This is a genomic window from Xanthobacter autotrophicus, assembly GCF_005871085.1.
Classification (GTDB): Bacteria; Pseudomonadota; Alphaproteobacteria; order Rhizobiales; family Xanthobacteraceae; genus Xanthobacter; species Xanthobacter autotrophicus.
Genome location: NZ_VAUP01000031.1, coordinates 392,267 through 407,092 on the forward strand (window position 1 = coordinate 392,267; position 14,826 = coordinate 407,092).

General features: G+C 68.0%; 16 protein-coding genes. 12 read left to right on the forward strand and 4 right to left on the reverse strand.

Translation table 11 applies throughout. The features are described from left to right. Window positions 1-40: 40 nt before the first annotated feature. The 7 genes from uvrC to FBQ73_RS15785 all read left to right on the forward strand — a co-directional run bounded on the left by uvrC (window position 41) and on the right by FBQ73_RS15785 (window position 6,276). Window positions 41-2,266, forward strand: coding sequence for an excinuclease ABC subunit UvrC (gene uvrC / locus FBQ73_RS15755; protein WP_138400427.1), 2,226 nt, complete (start codon window positions 41-43; stop codon window positions 2,264-2,266). A 229-nt stretch (window positions 2,267-2,495) separates the two neighbouring features. Then, window positions 2,496-3,137 (forward strand): CDP-diacylglycerol--glycerol-3-phosphate 3-phosphatidyltransferase, encoded by a 642-nt coding sequence (pgsA, locus tag FBQ73_RS15760; RefSeq protein WP_246089726.1) that lies wholly within the window; start codon window positions 2,496-2,498, stop codon window positions 3,135-3,137. Beyond that, window positions 3,134-3,385 carry a molybdopterin converting factor subunit 1 gene (gene moaD / locus FBQ73_RS15765; RefSeq protein ID WP_012114366.1) on the forward strand — a complete coding sequence of 84 codons (252 nt, stop codon included), beginning with the start codon at window positions 3,134-3,136 and terminating at the stop codon, window positions 3,383-3,385. The genes pgsA and moaD overlap by 4 nt, the downstream gene beginning before the upstream one ends. 3 nt (window positions 3,386-3,388) lie before the next feature. Next, a complete protein-coding gene (locus tag FBQ73_RS15770) occupies window positions 3,389-3,862 on the forward strand; it encodes a molybdenum cofactor biosynthesis protein MoaE (protein ID WP_138400428.1) in 474 nt (157 codons plus the stop codon). A 193-nt stretch (window positions 3,863-4,055) separates the two neighbouring features. Further along, window positions 4,056-4,823, forward strand: coding sequence for an SDR family NAD(P)-dependent oxidoreductase (locus FBQ73_RS15775; RefSeq protein WP_170218922.1), 768 nt, complete (start codon window positions 4,056-4,058; stop codon window positions 4,821-4,823). Between the two features lie 93 nt (window positions 4,824-4,916). Continuing rightward, window positions 4,917-5,630, forward strand: coding sequence for a CoA transferase subunit A (locus FBQ73_RS15780; protein ID WP_138400430.1), 714 nt, complete (start codon window positions 4,917-4,919; stop codon window positions 5,628-5,630). Window position 5,631: 1 nt separating this feature from the next. Beyond that, window positions 5,632-6,276: a CoA transferase subunit B gene (locus tag FBQ73_RS15785; protein WP_012114370.1), complete on the forward strand. Its 645-nt coding sequence runs from the start codon at window positions 5,632-5,634 to the stop codon at window positions 6,274-6,276. A gap of 74 nt (window positions 6,277-6,350) precedes the next feature. Here the strand turns inward: FBQ73_RS15785 and FBQ73_RS15790 are convergent, their stop codons facing one another. Together FBQ73_RS15790 and FBQ73_RS15795 are read right to left on the reverse strand one after the other, a co-directional pair. Beyond that, window positions 6,351-7,199: a ChbG/HpnK family deacetylase gene (locus tag FBQ73_RS15790; protein WP_138400431.1), complete on the reverse strand. Its 849-nt coding sequence runs from the start codon at window positions 7,197-7,199 to the stop codon at window positions 6,351-6,353. Then, on the reverse strand, window positions 7,196-8,248 hold the full coding sequence (locus FBQ73_RS15795) for a glycosyltransferase family 2 protein (protein ID WP_246089727.1): 1,053 nt from the start codon (window positions 8,246-8,248) through the stop codon (window positions 7,196-7,198). The genes FBQ73_RS15790 and FBQ73_RS15795 overlap by 4 nt, the downstream gene beginning before the upstream one ends. A gap of 307 nt (window positions 8,249-8,555) precedes the next feature. On the opposite strand from FBQ73_RS15795, the gene FBQ73_RS15800 reads away from it, so the two are divergent. After that, window positions 8,556-9,386 (forward strand): universal stress protein, encoded by an 831-nt coding sequence (locus tag FBQ73_RS15800; protein WP_138400433.1) that lies wholly within the window; start codon window positions 8,556-8,558, stop codon window positions 9,384-9,386. A 145-nt stretch (window positions 9,387-9,531) separates the two neighbouring features. Here the strand turns inward: FBQ73_RS15800 and FBQ73_RS15805 are convergent, their stop codons facing one another. Continuing rightward, window positions 9,532-10,233: a DUF1013 domain-containing protein gene (locus tag FBQ73_RS15805; protein ID WP_138400434.1), complete on the reverse strand. Its 702-nt coding sequence runs from the start codon at window positions 10,231-10,233 to the stop codon at window positions 9,532-9,534. 326 nt (window positions 10,234-10,559) lie between these two features. Here FBQ73_RS15805 and ispH point away from each other — a divergent pair, with 326 nt between their 5' ends. Genes ispH through rnhA form a run of 3 tightly spaced genes read left to right on the forward strand, consistent with a single transcriptional unit; the run spans window position 10,560 to window position 12,988 of the window. Next, on the forward strand, window positions 10,560-11,567 hold the full coding sequence (gene ispH, locus FBQ73_RS15810) for a 4-hydroxy-3-methylbut-2-enyl diphosphate reductase (RefSeq protein ID WP_246089728.1): 1,008 nt from the start codon (window positions 10,560-10,562) through the stop codon (window positions 11,565-11,567). A 3-nt stretch (window positions 11,568-11,570) separates the two neighbouring features. Next, window positions 11,571-12,536, forward strand: a complete 966-nt coding sequence (gene thrB / locus FBQ73_RS15815) for a homoserine kinase (RefSeq protein WP_138400435.1) — start codon at window positions 11,571-11,573, stop codon at window positions 12,534-12,536. Next, on the forward strand, window positions 12,533-12,988 hold the full coding sequence (gene rnhA, locus FBQ73_RS15820) for a ribonuclease HI (RefSeq protein ID WP_138400436.1): 456 nt from the start codon (window positions 12,533-12,535) through the stop codon (window positions 12,986-12,988). The genes thrB and rnhA overlap by 4 nt, the downstream gene beginning before the upstream one ends. A 25-nt stretch (window positions 12,989-13,013) precedes the next feature. Here the strand turns inward: rnhA and FBQ73_RS15825 are convergent, their stop codons facing one another. Beyond that, the gene (locus tag FBQ73_RS15825; protein WP_138400437.1) at window positions 13,014-13,217 is read right to left on the reverse strand and encodes a hypothetical protein; all 204 of its coding nucleotides are present in this window, start codon (window positions 13,215-13,217) and stop codon (window positions 13,014-13,016) included. Between the two features lie 411 nt (window positions 13,218-13,628). On the opposite strand from FBQ73_RS15825, the gene FBQ73_RS15830 reads away from it, so the two are divergent. Next, window positions 13,629-14,819 (forward strand): efflux RND transporter periplasmic adaptor subunit, encoded by a 1,191-nt coding sequence (locus FBQ73_RS15830; RefSeq protein WP_138400438.1) that lies wholly within the window; start codon window positions 13,629-13,631, stop codon window positions 14,817-14,819. Window positions 14,820-14,826: the final 7 nt, after the last annotated feature.

Consider the following 14,826-nt stretch of genomic DNA (forward strand, 5'->3'; position numbering starts at 1 on the left):
GGAGATTTCCTCTGGCGGCCGGGCGCACTACATAGGCCCCATGACCGGCAGAAGCCCCATCGACCCGCCCGAGATCGCCTTCGCCCGCGACGATCAGGCCACCCCTGCGCCCCAATCGGACGAGATGGAGGCGGCGGACGAGGCCGGCCTCCTCATTGTCGACGCCATCGACGCGCCGCCGCCCGGCGCGGAAAGCCTTGCCAGCGGGCGCGATGCTATCATCCGCGCGGTCAAGCATGCCCCGGCGGGGCCGGGCGTCTATCGCATGATCGCGGCGGACAGTTCCGTGCTCTATGTGGGCAAGGCCAAGAGCATCAGGAAGCGGGTGCTGAGCTACACGCGCCCCGTGGGCCACACCAACCGCATCGCGCGGATGATCGCGGCCACCGCCTCCATGGAGTTCGTCTCCACCCGCACCGAATCGGAAGCGCTGCTGCTGGAGGCCAACCTCGTCAAGCAGCTGAAGCCGCGCTTCAACGTGCTGCTGCGGGACGACAAGTCGTTCCCCTACATCCTCATTACCGCCGATCACGTGGCGCCGCAGATCACCAAGCATCGCGGCGCGCGCAACCGGCCGGGGGATTATTACGGGCCGTTCGCCAGCGTCTGGGCGGTGGACCGCACCATCAACGCGCTGGAGCGGGCCTTCCTGCTGCGCTCGTGCTCCGACAGCTATTATGAAAATCGCACGCGGCCCTGCCTGCTGCACCAGATCAAGCGCTGCGCCGGTCCCTGTACCGGCGAGGTGAGCCACACCGATTATGCGGAGCTGGTGCGCGAGGCCCGCGCCTTCCTCTCCGGCCGCTCCCGCGCCATCAAGGAAGAGCTGGCGCTGGAGATGGAGGCGGCGTCCCAGGAGCTGGAGTTCGAGCGGGCCGCGCGCCTGCGTGATCGCCTGGCCGCGCTCTCGGCCGTGCAGGGCTCGCAGGGCATCAACCCCCGCGGGGTGGAGGAGGCGGACGTGTTCGCCTGCCACCAGCAGGGCGGGGCCACCTGCGTCGAGGTGTTCTTCTTCCGCACCGGCCAGAATTGGGGCAACCGGGCCTATTATCCCCGTGCCGACCGCTCCTTGTCGGAAGCCGAGGTGCTGGGGGCCTTCCTCGCCCAATTCTACGAGGACAAGCCCTGCCCGCGCCTCATCCTGTTGTCCCACAAGGTGGAGGAGCAGGCGCTCCTGGCCGAGGCCCTCTCTGAAAAGACCGGCCATCGCATCGAGATCGCGGCCCCCCAACGTGGCGAGAAGCGCGACCTCGTGGACCACGCGCTGCAGAACGCCCGCGAGGCCCTCGCCCGCACGCTGGCCGAAAGCGCCACCCAGACCAAGCTGCTGGAGGGCGTTGCCGCCACCTTCGGCCTCAAGGCCCCGCCCCAGCGCATCGAGGTCTACGACAATTCCCACATCATGGGCACCAATGCGGTGGGCGGGATGATCGTGGCGGGGCCGGAAGGCTTCCGCAAATCCCAGTATCGCAAGTTCAACATCAAGTCGGCCGACATCGTGCCCGGCGACGATTTCGGCATGATGCGCGAAGTGCTGCGCCGCCGCTTCTCTAGGCTGCTGAAGGAAGCGCCGCGCGAGGGGGCAAGGGAGGGGTCGGCTGACGGGGTCGGCGAGGCTGCCGGTGGCGTGGTGCAGGGCGTCGAACCCGCTGCGCCGCACGTTATGCCCGGCCTTGTGGAGGACATCCCCGCCGAGCCGGCCGTGCCGACGCCTGTGGAAGCGTCGCCGTCGAGCGCTGAACCGGACGCGCCTCCTGATTCCGATCCGGAAGAGGCGGACGCCCTGCCGGACGCCACCGAAGCCTCGCCCTGGCCGGACCTCGTGCTCATCGACGGCGGCCTCGGCCAGCTCAATGCGGCGCGCACGGTGCTGGACGAACTGGGCATCACCGACGTGCCGCTGGTGGGCATCGCCAAGGGCCTCGACCGCGAGGCGGGGCGTGAGCAGTTCTTCCTGCCCGGCCGCACGCCGTTCCGCATGGAGCCGCGCGACCCGGTGCTCTATTTCATCCAGCGCCTGCGCGACGAGGCCCACCGCTTCGCCATCGGCTCCCATCGCGCCCGGCGCAAGAAGGACATTACGGAGGCCGGCCTTCAGGCCATCGCCGGCGTGGGGCCCACGCGCAAGCGCGCGCTGCTGCGTCATTTCGGAACGCTCAAGGCCATTGAGCGGGCATCGCTCGCCGACCTTGAGCAGGTGGCGGGTATCAACGCCGCAACCGCCAAGGCGGTGTATGATTATTTTCACGAGCGGTCGCCCGGTTGAGGGCTTATACCCACAGGCGATGAGCTTGACCCATCGGCTGTGGGTACAAGCCCGCGCGGCGTTGATCGATATCCTCTCGGCACCGGTCAAAGACCGGGGCCGTTGGTCTTGAGAACCCGCTCGTTCTGCGCGGAGGCTTCCGCCGGCGGCCCGCGCAGCCTAAATAGAAGTCGTCCGCCTCCCTTGGGGCGTGGACGCACAGGCGGCATCCGACCGACGAAGAGACCCGATGGCAGAGGCAGCGACCCGTTCCCCCACCTCCTCCGCGCCCGAACGGGGCGGGCGGGGCCATGCGCTCTCGCTGCCCAACATCCTCACCTATTCGCGCTGCGTGGCGGTGCCGCTGGTGGCGGCCTGCCTGTTCTGGTCGGATATCCTGGAAGGCGGCGCGGTGCTGCGTTGGGTGGCGCTGGCGCTCTACATCGCCGCCGCCATCACCGATTTTTTCGATGGCTACCTCGCCCGCGCGTGGTCGCAGCAGTCCGCCATTGGGCGGATGCTGGACCCGATCGCCGACAAGCTGCTGGTTTCCACCTGCCTGCTCATGCTGGCCTCCGACGGCACCATCCGCGGCTGGTCCCTGTGGGCGGCCATCGTCATCCTGTGCCGGGAGATCCTGGTGTCCGGCCTGCGCGAGTTTCTGGCCGAGCTTCGGGTTTCGGTGCCGGTGTCGCGCCTTGCCAAGTGGAAGACGACGCTCCAGCTCGTCGCCGTGGGCGTGCTCATCACCGGGCCTGCCGGCGAGAGCGTGCTGCCGGGGGTGAACCTCGTGGGTTTGATCCTCCTGTGGGTCTCGGCCGTGCTCACGCTCTACACGGGCTATGATTATTTCCGGGCCGGCGCCCGCCACCTGGTGGAGGACGAGCGGTGAAGATTCTTTATTTCGCCTGGCTGCGCGAGCGCGTCGGGCTGGCGGAGGAAGAGGTGGCGCCACCCGCCGAGGTGGCCACCGTCGCCGATCTCGCCCGCTGGCTCGCCGGACGGGACGAGGCCCACGCTTATGCCTTCGAGAATGCAGCCGTGGTGCGCGCCGCCCTCGACCGGCGCCACGTGAAGCCGGATGCCTCGCTCGCCGGGGTACGGGAAGTGGCCTTCTTTCCGCCCATGACCGGAGGCTGAGCCGTGTTTTCCGTCCGCATCCAGGAGGCGCCGTTCGATGCGGCCGCCGAAGCGGCGCGCCTCGCGCAGGGGCGCACCGACGTGGGCGGCATCGTGACCTTCACCGGCCTGTGCCGGGCCGATGCGGGGGCGGACGGGATGGGGCTCGCGGCGCTCACGCTGGAGCATTATCCCGGCATGGCGGAAGAGGAGATCGAGCGCCATGTGGCCGAGGCTCGCGCGCGCTGGCCGCTGCTGGGCGCCATCGTGGTGCACCGGCACGGGCGGCTGGTGCCGGGCGACCCCATCGTGTTCGTGGCCACCGCCTCGGCGCACCGGGCGGCGGCCTTCGCGGCGGCCGAATTCCTCATGGACTGGTTGAAGACCAGCGCCCCCTTCTGGAAGAAGGAGGAGCGGGCGGACGGTGCCGACGCCGGCGGATGGGTCGAGGCCAAGGCCAGCGACGACGCGGCGGCGGATCGCTGGGCGCGGGACTGACGCGCCCAGGCATTGCCTTCATGCGAGGAAGGCGCCGTGCGCCCAACCCGATTTCTGGGCACCCCGATGGGTCGCGACTGGTGCTGGCCCTTGCGTCCCGCCGCGAGCCACGTCTATGAAACAGGGGCGCCCTACCGAAGAGCCGGCCAACGGTCCCCGCGCTGGTGAGAGAAACGATCCAGAGACGCATCCCATGGATTTTCGTGTTTCGCTCGACGGTCGCTCCGCCTTGGTGACGGGCGCGTCCGGAGGTCTCGGGGCTTTTTTCGCCGAGCGTCTGGCGGCTGCCGGGGCGCGCGTGGCGGTTGCCGCGCGCCGGCGTGATGCCTGCGCCGATCTGTGCGCCCGCATCGAGGCTGCCGGCGGCACCGCTTTGCCCATCGCCCTCGACGTGAGCGATGAGGCCTCAGCCACCGCGGCGGTGGCCGAGGTGGTGGCAGCGTTCGGCGGCCTCGACATCCTCGTCAACAATGCCGGCGTCACCGGCACTACCCCGCTCCTGGACGAGACCGTCGAGGTGTGGGACCGCATCCTCGACACCAATTTGAAGGGTGGCTTCCTGGTGGGCCGGGAAGCTGCGCGCGCCATGGCGAAGACCGGGCGCGGCGGCCGCATCGTCAATGTGGCCTCCATCCTGGGGCTGCGCATCGCCGGGCAGGTGGCGGCCTATGCCGCCTCCAAGGCGGCGCTGGTGCAGCTGACCAAGTCCATGGCGCTGGAATGGGCGCGTTATTCCATTCAGGCCAATGCCCTGTGCCCCGGCTATGTGGAAACCGACCTCAACCGCGATTTCTTCGCGAGCCCGGCGGGGCAGGCGCTGATCAAGCGCATTCCGTCCCGCCGTCTCGGCCGCCTCGAGGATCTCGAGGGCCCGCTTCTGTTCCTGTGTTCCGACGCCGCCCGCTACGTGACCGGGACGACGCTGGTGGTCGATGGCGGCCACCTCGTCTCCTCCCTGTGACGGCGCGGCGGCGCGCCATTCTGCAAGGTCCCGCTTTCGCTTGAGGGGCCGGCCTCTTAAGGTCATCGAGGCGCCAGCGCCGAGGAGGAAATGATGCGACACAAGGTGTACCCGGACGCGAAAAGTGCCCTGGAGGGCGTCCTCGCCGACGGCATGATGATCATGGCCGGCGGGTTCGGCCTCTGCGGCATTCCCGAGAACCTCATCGCCGCCATCCGCGACCTCGGCGCGAAGAATCTCACCTGCGTGTCGAACAATTGCGGCGTGGACGATTTCGGCCTCGGCATCCTCCTCGCCAACGGCCAGATCAAGAAGATGCTGTCGTCCTACGTGGGCGAGAACAAGCTGTTCGAGAAGCTGTACCTCGCCGGCGACCTGGAGCTGGAATTCAACCCGCAGGGCACGCTGGCCGAGCGCATCCGCGCCGGCGGCGCGGGCATTCCCGGCTTCTACACCAAGACCGGCTACGGCACGATCATCGCCGAGGGCAAGCCCACCCGCGAGTTCAACGGCGAGCACTACGTGCTGGAGACGGGCCTTGTGGCCGACCTCTCCATCATCAAGGCGTGGAAGGCCGACAAGGAAGGCAATCTCGTCTACCGCAAGACCGCCCGGAACTTCAATCCGATGATGGCCACGGCCGGCAAGGTCACCGTTGCCGAGGTGGAGGAACTGGTGGAGATTGGCGATCTCGACCCGGATACCATCCACACACCCGGCATCTATGTGGACCGCATCGTCGTCAGCAAGGGCGCCGAGAAGCGGATCGAGAAGGTGACCACCCGCAAGCGCGAAGAGGTGAAGTGAGATGGCCTGGACTCGTGACGAGATGGCGGCCCGCGCCGCCCAGCAGATCCGCGACGGCTTCTACGTCAACCTCGGCATCGGCATCCCCACCCTGGTCGCCAACGCGCTGCCCCCGGGCATGACCGTGAGCTTCCAGAGCGAGAACGGCATGCTGGGCATCGGCCCCTTCCCCTATGAGGGCGAGGAGGATCCCGACCTCATCAACGCCGGCAAGCAGACCGTGACCGAGGTGCCGGACACCGCCTATTTCTCCTCGTCCGATTCGTTCGCCATGATCCGCGGCGGCCACATGGACCTCTCCATTCTCGGCTCCATGCAGGTGTCCGAGACCGGCGACATCGCCAACTGGATGGTGCCCGGCAAGATGGTGAAGGGCATGGGCGGCGCCATGGATCTGGTGGCCGGCGCCAAGGAAGTGATCGTGCTCATGGAGCACGTGGAGAAGTCCGGCGCGCCCAAGCTGGTGGAAAAGTGCACTCTGCCGCTCACCGGCACCAACGTGACCGACTTCGTGATCACCGATCTTGCGGTGTTCGAGTTCACCAAGCGTGGCGGCACGCTGGTGCTGAAGGAACTGGCCCCCGGCGTAACCCTCGACGAGGTGAAGGCCAAGACGGCGGCCAAGTTCGAGGTGGGCCTCGCCTGAGGCTTGTCCCTCAGTTCTGACGATGAAGGCTCCTCCGCGCTGCGGGGGAGCCTTTTTCGTTTCTGCCCTGATGCTTACGCTGCAGCTTTGGCCCGCAGTCCGTCCGGCAGGGCGAGGCTCACGTCGGCGGCATCGAGGATGCCCGGCAGGGTGGCGCCGTGGAGCACGGCATATTCCACTTCCCGCTGCTGGGTCAGGGGATCGCGCGCGGTGAGCGGATCGTCCACCCGGCCGGGATGAACCATCACCAGCCCGCCCTCCGGCACGCCCTTCAGGAAGTGGGTGAGCAGGGTCGCGAAATCGTGGTCGGCGGAAAAATCGTAGGCGCCGCCGAAGCCGCGATTGGTGGCAAGGCCAAGCTGCGCCGCATCCCGCGCGAAGCCGCTGGCGAAGGCGCCGATGAGCCGGCCCTTGGCGTCGAAGCCATGGAGCGCCGCCTTGGCCGGGGTCACGTCCCGCAGCCAGGCGCGGGGGGCATGGCGGGCGGTGGAGGCGAGCACCGCCTTGCGCACCACCGGCAGCACATGCACGTGCTGGTGGCCGTCCACATGGTCCGGCGGCCGGCCGAAGGCGTCGAGGAAGGCCTCAAACTGCGCCTCCACCTCCGCCTCCACCGCCTTGGCGTCGAGCCGTCGCGACAGGGCTGCGAGTACCACCTGGGACAGGGCAGGGAAGCAGCCGTTCGCCCCGGCCATGCCGCGGGTGAGCGGGGGAAAGGTGCCGGTGAGCGTCACATGTAGCCCGATGCTGACGTCCCGGTCCTTGGCCGCGGCCTTGAGGGTGTCGGCCTCCTCGATCAGGCCGTCGAACACGGTCATCACCGAGGTGGCGTTGATCCGGCGGGCTGTGATCAGCCGGCGGATGGCCTCCGACACGCCGGGCGCGATGGCGTAGTCGTCGGCGCACAGCACCACGCGCTTCATGGCTCGGCCCTCGATGCCAGGGCCGACGGGTGGCCGGGGCCCGCGAAGGGCTGCCCGGCTATGGGCTGTCCCGTGAGGGGATGGCCAGTAGCTTCGGCCGGGGCGCGGTTGAGCACGTGGTCGGCCACGTAATAGACCGGGCGCGCCTTGATCTCGGAGAGGATGCGGGCGATGTATTCGCCCATCAGTCCCATCACCAGCAACTGGGTGCCGCCGATCACCATCAGGCCCACCACGATGGAGGGATAGCCCGGCAGCGGGATGCCCCACACAAGGCGCTCCACCACGATCCAACTGCCATAGAACAGGGCAAGGCCCGCCAGCACCGCGCCGAACGCGGCGGCGAGGCGCAGCGGCGCGGGCGAGAACGAGGTCAGCGCCTCCATGGAGAGGCCCAGCAGGCGCAGGAAGCTCCATGAGGTGGAGCCGTGGGCGCGCGGTGCCGGCCGATAGGGCACCGCGATCTGGCGGAAGCCGATCCAGCTCGACAGGCCCTTGAAGAAGCGGTTGCGCTCGGGCATGCGCCGCAAGGCGGCGGCGGCGCGCGGGGACAGGATGCGGAAGTCCGCCGCATCCTCCGGGATGGGGGTGGCGGCGCCGAAGTTCAGGAGTTTGTAGAAGGCGCGCACGAACAGGCGCCGGCTCGCCGCCTCGTCGGAGCGGTCAGCCTTCACCGCATAGGCCACGTCGTAGCCCTCGTCCTTCCACAGGCGCAGGAAGGTGGGGATCATCTCCGGCGGGTGCTGGCCGTCGCCGTCCATGAACATCACCGCGTCGCCGCGGGCATGGTCGAGGCCGGCCATGAGGGCCGCCTCCTTGCCGAAGTTGCGTGACAGCGCCACCACCTGGATGTCGATGCCCAGTACTGGCAGGCTTGCGGCGAGCGCCGCGCTGCCGTCGCGGCTACCGTCGTCCACATAGACGATTTCCATGGTGAGGCCACGCGCGCGCGCTTCCGCGGCGGCGGCGGCGCTCAGGTCGGCATGGAAGAAGGGTAGCCCTTCGAGCTCGTTGTAGAGCGGGACGACGATGCTGAGGTTAGGTGTCATGATACTTCCGCCCGGCACGCGCAAAGAATGCAAACTCATCTAGCTGCCTCCGCCCCGAAAGGGAGCAGAATTTTTTGCGGAAGACGCGGAACCCCCGCATGTCCTCCGCGTTGAATGGTCAGCGCGATCATTCCCCCCATTGATCGTGCCATTGGCGCGGCCGTCTTCCCCCAAGGCGGCCGCGTCGTCATTTTGGCGGTCGCCCATCCGCGAAGCGGGGTCGATTGCGGGATATCAAGGCCCGAGACTTTGGGCGAGTTTAGGGTAAGGTCACGTCGTTCAAACGGCCGAACGGGGGCCTTACGTGATGATTCGCGACATTCTGGTCAATCTCGCCCAAGGGGTGGAGACCGATCGCGCCTGCGATTTCGCGGCGAGCCTCGCCTCAAGCTTCGGCGCCCATCTCACCGGCCTGTCGGTCGCCTACGAGATCGATGTGCCGCCCTTTTACATGGGTGCCCTTCCCACCGACTTCATCGATGCCCAGGTGCTGGAGAATCAGGCCGCCGCCGAGAAGGCGTCGGCCCGCTTCACCGCCGCCGCAAGCGCAGCGGGCGTGCCCCATGAGGTGCGCAGCCTTTCCGCGTCGCTCGGCGTCGCCGCCAACAGCTTCGCCGAGATGGCGCGGCTGTTCGACCTCACGGTGGTGGCCCAGCCCGATCCGGACCGGCCGGGCCCGGAAGAGGTGATCGCCGAGACGGTGCTGATGGAATCAGGCCGTGCGGTGCTCATCGTGCCGTACGTGCAGACCAAGCCCTTCAGCGCCGAGCGCGCCGTGGTGGCGTGGGACGGCAGCCGGCCCGCCGCCCGCGCGCTCGCCGAGGCGCTGCCGCTCCTCCACCGCAGCAAGGAGGTGGAGATCTTCCGCGTGGTCTCCCATCTGGACGAAGAGGACACGGTGGGTCCTGACGTGGTGCGCCATCTCTCCCGCCATGGCCTCAACGCCAAGGTGCGCAAGCTGCCGGTGACCTCCGGCGAGCCCATCGCGGCGGCCATCCTCAACGAGGTGGCGGACCAGGGCGCCGATTTCGTTGTGATGGGCGGCTACGGCCATTCCCGCATCCGCGAGCTGGTGCTGGGCGGCGTGACCCGCGAGATTCTCGCCACCATGACCGTGCCGGTGCTGATGGCCCATTGAGGCCCGGGACTTACCGGAGCTGAACGGCTTCCGTCGTCCAGCCTGCTCAAAAGCAAAAAAGCCCTCTTCCGGCGGAAGAGGGCTTTTTCGTTGCGGGACCCGGGAAAAGATGTCCGGCGCCGGACGAAGGCCAGCGCCGAGACGGTCAATCCTCGTCGTCGTCCTCGTTTTCGTTCTTCTTCGAGCCGCCGAGCTTGGCGAACACGGTCTCCAGGTCGAGGGATTCGCGGCCCTTGGGGGCTTCATCGATCTCGTCGTGCCCGGTGGTGACGTCCGCCGGCAGCAGGGTCGCGCCACGGTCCTCGTGGGCGGTGGCGGGACGGTCCTTGGCGGCGCGCTGGACTTCGAGGTCAAGGTCGATCTGGCTGCACAGGCCAAGCGTCACCGGGTCCATGGGCGAGAGCTGGGCAGAGTTCCAGTGGGTCCGCTCCTTGATGGACTGGATGGTGGACTTGGTGGTGCCCACCAGGCGGATGATCTGGGCGTCCTTCAGCTCGGCATGATTGCGCAGCAGCCACAGGATGGCGTTGGGCCGGTCGTGGCGGCGGGAGACCGGGGTGTAGCGGGGCCCCCGCCGCTTCTTCTGCTCCGGCAGGCGCACCTTGGATTCCAGCAGCTTGAGCCGACGGTCGGGGTTCTTCTCGGCGACGGTGATCTCGTCGCGGGAGAGCTGGCCGGTGGAGATGGGGTCGAGCCCCTTGATCCCCTGCGCCACCTCGCCGTCGGCGATGCCCTTCACCTCAAGGGGGTGAAGCTTGCAGAAATCGCCGATCTGCTCGAACGTCAGGGCGGTGTTGTCCACGAGCCAGACGGCGGTGGCCTTGGGCATCAAAGGAATGTTCGACATGGCGGCCTCTTGCGGCTTGTTGGTCGTCGGACGCTTCGGTCCACGGGCTTGTTCGGTCTGTGACGCCAAGGCTTGGGTATGCGCTGGCGTCGGATCTGCTGGCGTCGGCATATGCGGGTTCGCAAGGCCACCCCTCCCCTGGGGCGGACCGCGGAACTCATCGCTTTATCCGGGATAGCGCCAACATAAGCGCGCCGGGGGCAAGTTGCAATTGCCGAGCGCGGGAGGCCGGCAAATCGGGCGGTGCGCCGCAACGGCGGCCTGAAATCGCCGGCGCGCCGTTGCGCTCCCTTGACAGGCGCGCCGCAAGACCGCCAATTCGCCCCATGCCCTTGATCGAGCCCGCCATGGACCCCGCCGGAGCGCCGGATGCCGCTGCAAAGCCGCCGCTCAAGATCCTTCTTGCTGCGCCGCGTGGCTTCTGCGCCGGTGTGGTGCGGGCCATCGACGCCGTGGAACAGGCGCTGAAGCTTTACGGCGCGCCGGTCTATGTGCGCCACGAGATCGTGCACAACAAATACGTGGTGGAAGACCTGAAGCGGAAGGGCGCCATCTTCGTGGAGGAGCTGGACGAGGTGCCGGACACCTCGGCGCCGGTCATCTTCTCCGCCCACGGCGTGCCGAAATCGGTGCCGGACGAGGCGACCTCCCGCAAGCTGTTCGCCATAGACGCCACCTGTCCGCTGGTGACCAAGGTGCACCGGGAGGCGCAGGTGCATTTCCGCAAGGGCCGGCACATCCTGCTCATCGGCCATGAGGGTCATCCCGAGGTGGTGGGCACCATCGGCCAGTTGCCGGACGGCGCCTTCACGCTGATCGAGACGGCCGAGGATGCGCGCGCCGTGACGCCGCGCGACCCGGACAACCTCGCCTATGTGACGCAGACCACCCTGTCGCTGGACGACACGGCGGAAATGATCGCTATCCTGCGCGAGCGCTTCCCGACCCTGAGCGAGCCGCACAAGGAAGATATCTGCTACGCCACCACCAACCGGCAGGAAGCGGTGAAGGCCATCGCGCCCAAGGTGGATGCGCTGGTGGTGGTGGGCGCGCCCAATTCCTCCAATTCCCAGCGGCTGCGCGAGGCGGCCGAGCGCGCCGGCTGCGCCCGCGCCGTGCTTGTGCAGCGGGCGGTGGACATCGACTGGGCGGTGTTTTCCAGCATCGCCAGCCTCGGCGTCACCGCCGGCGCCTCGGCCCCCGAGGTGCTGGTGGAAGAGATCATCGACGCCTTCGCCGAACGCTTCGCCGTGACGGTCGAGACCGTGACCTCAACGGAGGAAGATGTGTTCTTCCCTCTGCCGCGCGCCCTGCGGCCGGATGCGGCGGAGTAGATCGTGGCGGTCTATACGGACGTTTCGCCGGCAGAGCTTGAAGCCTTCCTGTCCGGCTACGATGTCGGCACGCTCACCTCTTTCCATGGCATCGCGGAAGGGGTGGAGAACTCCAACTTCCTGGTCCAGACCACGCGCGGCAGCTACATCCTCACCCTCTATGAGAAGCGGGTGAACCGGGACGACCTGCCCTTCTTCATCGGCCTCATGGAGCATCTGGCGGCGCGCGGCCTGTCCTGCCCGCAGCCGGTGGCGCAGCGGTCCGGGGCGGTGCTGTCGGAGATCGCCGGGCGGCCGGCGGCCATGGTCACCTTCCTGCCGGGCGTCTCGGTGCGGCGGCCCACGGCGGAGCATTGTGCCGAGCTGGGGCGGGGCCTTGCCCAATTGCATCTGGCCGGGGCGGACTTCGCCCTCAGGCGGGCCAACAACCTCTCCGTCGCCGGCTGGCGCCCCCTGTTCGAGGCGGCGGACGGCGAGGCGGACGGTGTCGCGCCGGGCCTTGCCGCCGCCATCGAGGCGGAGCTGGCGACGCTTGAGGCGAGCTGGCCGCAGGGCCTGCCGTCAGGCGTGATCCATGCGGACCTGTTCCCGGACAACGCCTTTTTCCTCGACGAAAAGCTCTCGGGCATCATCGACTTCTACTTCGCCTGCACTGACTTCCTCGCCTATGACGTGGCGGTATGCCTCAACGCCTGGTGCTTCGAGCAGGACGGCTCCTATAACGTCACCAAGGGGCGGGCGCTTCTGTCGGGCTACGAGGCGGTGCGTCCCCTGTCGGCCGCGGAGAAGGCAGCGCTGCCGCGCCTCGCCCGTGGCGCCGCGCTGCGCTTCCTGCTCACCCGCCTCGTGGACTGGCTGAACGTGCCCGAGGGCGCTTTGGTGCGCCCCAAGGACCCGCTGGAATATCTCAAGAAATTGCGCTTCCACCAGGCGGTGGATAGCGCGCAGGATTACGGTCTGGCGGCATGAAAGAGGTGGCGGTGTTCACGGACGGGGCCTGCTCGGGCAATCCCGGCCCCGGGGGCTGGGGCGCGATCCTGCGGTTCGGCGCCCACGAGCGGGAGCTGAGCGGCGGCGAGGCCCTCACCACCAACAACCGCATGGAACTGATGGGCGCCATCTCCGCGCTGGAGGCGCTGAAGGAGCCGTGCACGGTAGATCTGCACACCGACAGCAACTATCTGAAGGACGGCGTCACCAAGTGGATGCACGGCTGGAAGCGCAACGGCTGGCGCACCGCCGACAAGAAGCCGGTGAAGAACCAGGACCTGTGGGAGCGCCTGGATGAGGCGCTCAAGCGCCACACCCTGCGCTGGCATTGGGTGAAGGGCCATGCCGGCCACGCCGAAAACGAGCGCGCGGACGAACTGGCCCGCGCGGGCATGGCACCGTTCAAGCTGAAGGGCCGGCTCAGCGGCTGAAGGCGCGCGGCGCCGGCCGCCGGCGCTATTTCTTCTGGGCCGCCGCTTCCTGCTTCTTGCGCTCGATGCAGCGCGAGATGAGGGTCGAGCGGTCTGCTTGCTTGGCGGGCGGGTTCTCCGCCTGACAGGCTGCACGGATCTGATCGATGGACTTGGTGCCCTGTGCGTGGGCCTCGGGTGTGGCCAGCAGCACAAGTGCCGGCGCGAACATCCAAACGGACGGTTTCATTCAACAGCCCTCCATCTCTCCGGCGAATGGCCGCGAGGATTCCCTGAGGGAATGATACACTTTTGGGTTGTGGTCTGGAAGTCGTCGTGTGGCGGCCGAGACAGGCCGGCTCGCGGGGAAGTGATGGGCTGCTGGGTGAGCGCGGCCTGCCTGCTGGACTAGGCTCGCTCCAACCATCTTCATGTCCTGACGGTGTTTCTCTTGCCGTCATGACCGATGCCGCGCTGCCGCTGCGGCGATGACACGCCGGCCGACAATCGTGGCCTCCGCCGAGATGAACCGTTTTGCATCGCAGCAGCGTGTGCTATCGGATGCGCCGTCTTCCGGTTTCGGCTCGTCGGTTGCGGGAGGTGCCGAACCTTCTTCACATCTTCGTTGGCGGACGTTTGTCCGTCGAGGAGCCGGATTGCCATGACGCTTGCCCCGACGCTTGCCCCGCGCCTTTGGGTCGTTCTTATTGCGTTTGCCCTGCCGCTCGCCGCGTGCGGACAGCCGTCCGCCCAGCAGCAGGGCGCGCCGCCCCCGCCCCAGGTGACGGTGGCCACGCCGCAGACCAAGACCGTCACCGACCAGGACGAATATGTGGGCCGCTTCGTCGCCATCGACGAGGTGAACGTGCGCGCCCGGGTGGCCGGCTATCTGGACAAGATCCATTTCACCGACGGCCAGATGGTGAAGGAAGGCGACCTGCTCTTCACCATCGACCAGCGCCCGTACCTGATCGCCCTCGACCAGGCCAAGGCGAACCTCGACCAGGCCAACGCCAATCTCGACTTCACCAAGGCCGACCTCGACCGCGCCAAGACGCTGCTGGAGGATCGCACCTCTAACGCCATCTCCAAGCAGGCCTTCGACCAGCGCACCCAGGCCGCGCGCGCCGCGGCGGCGACGGTGCTGTCGCAGCAGGCGGCCGTCCATTCGGCCCAGCTCGACCTCACCTTCACCGAGGTGCGCGCCCCGGTGTCCGGCCGCATCGGCGACCGCCGGGTTTCGGTGGGCAATTATGTGGCCGCCGGCTCCGGCGCCACACCCACCCTCTTGGCGGTGATCGTCTCCATCGATCCCATCCGCTTTGAATTCACCATCGACGAGGCCTCGCTGCTGCGCATCCTGCGCCGCAAGGGCGGGGCGGACGTCTCCGGCGACCCGGTCACCCTCAAGCTGATCGACGACAAGGGCTTCATCCACCAGGGCAAGCTCGACTTCCTGAACAACGTCATCGACCGGGAAACCGGCACCATCCGTGGCCGCGCCGTGTTCGACAACAAGAACGGCCTGTTCCGCCCCGGCATGTTCGCCCGCATCCGCCTCGATTCCTCCGCCCCCTACCAGGCGCTGGCCGTGCCGGACGTTGCCATCGGCACCGAGCAGGTGAACAAGTTCGTCTATGTGATCGGGCCCGAGAACAAGGTGCTGCAGAAGGTGGTCACCCTGGGGCCGCTGGTGGGCGACATGCGGGTGATCCGCTCCGGCCTCACGGCGGACGACAAGGTGGTGGTCAACGGCCTGATGCGCGTGCGGCCCGGCATCACCGTCAATCCGCAGATGGCGGAGGCCAGCCCTCCGCCCGGAGCCGCCCCCGCCGCCTCCGCCGCGAAGTGAGGTGAGA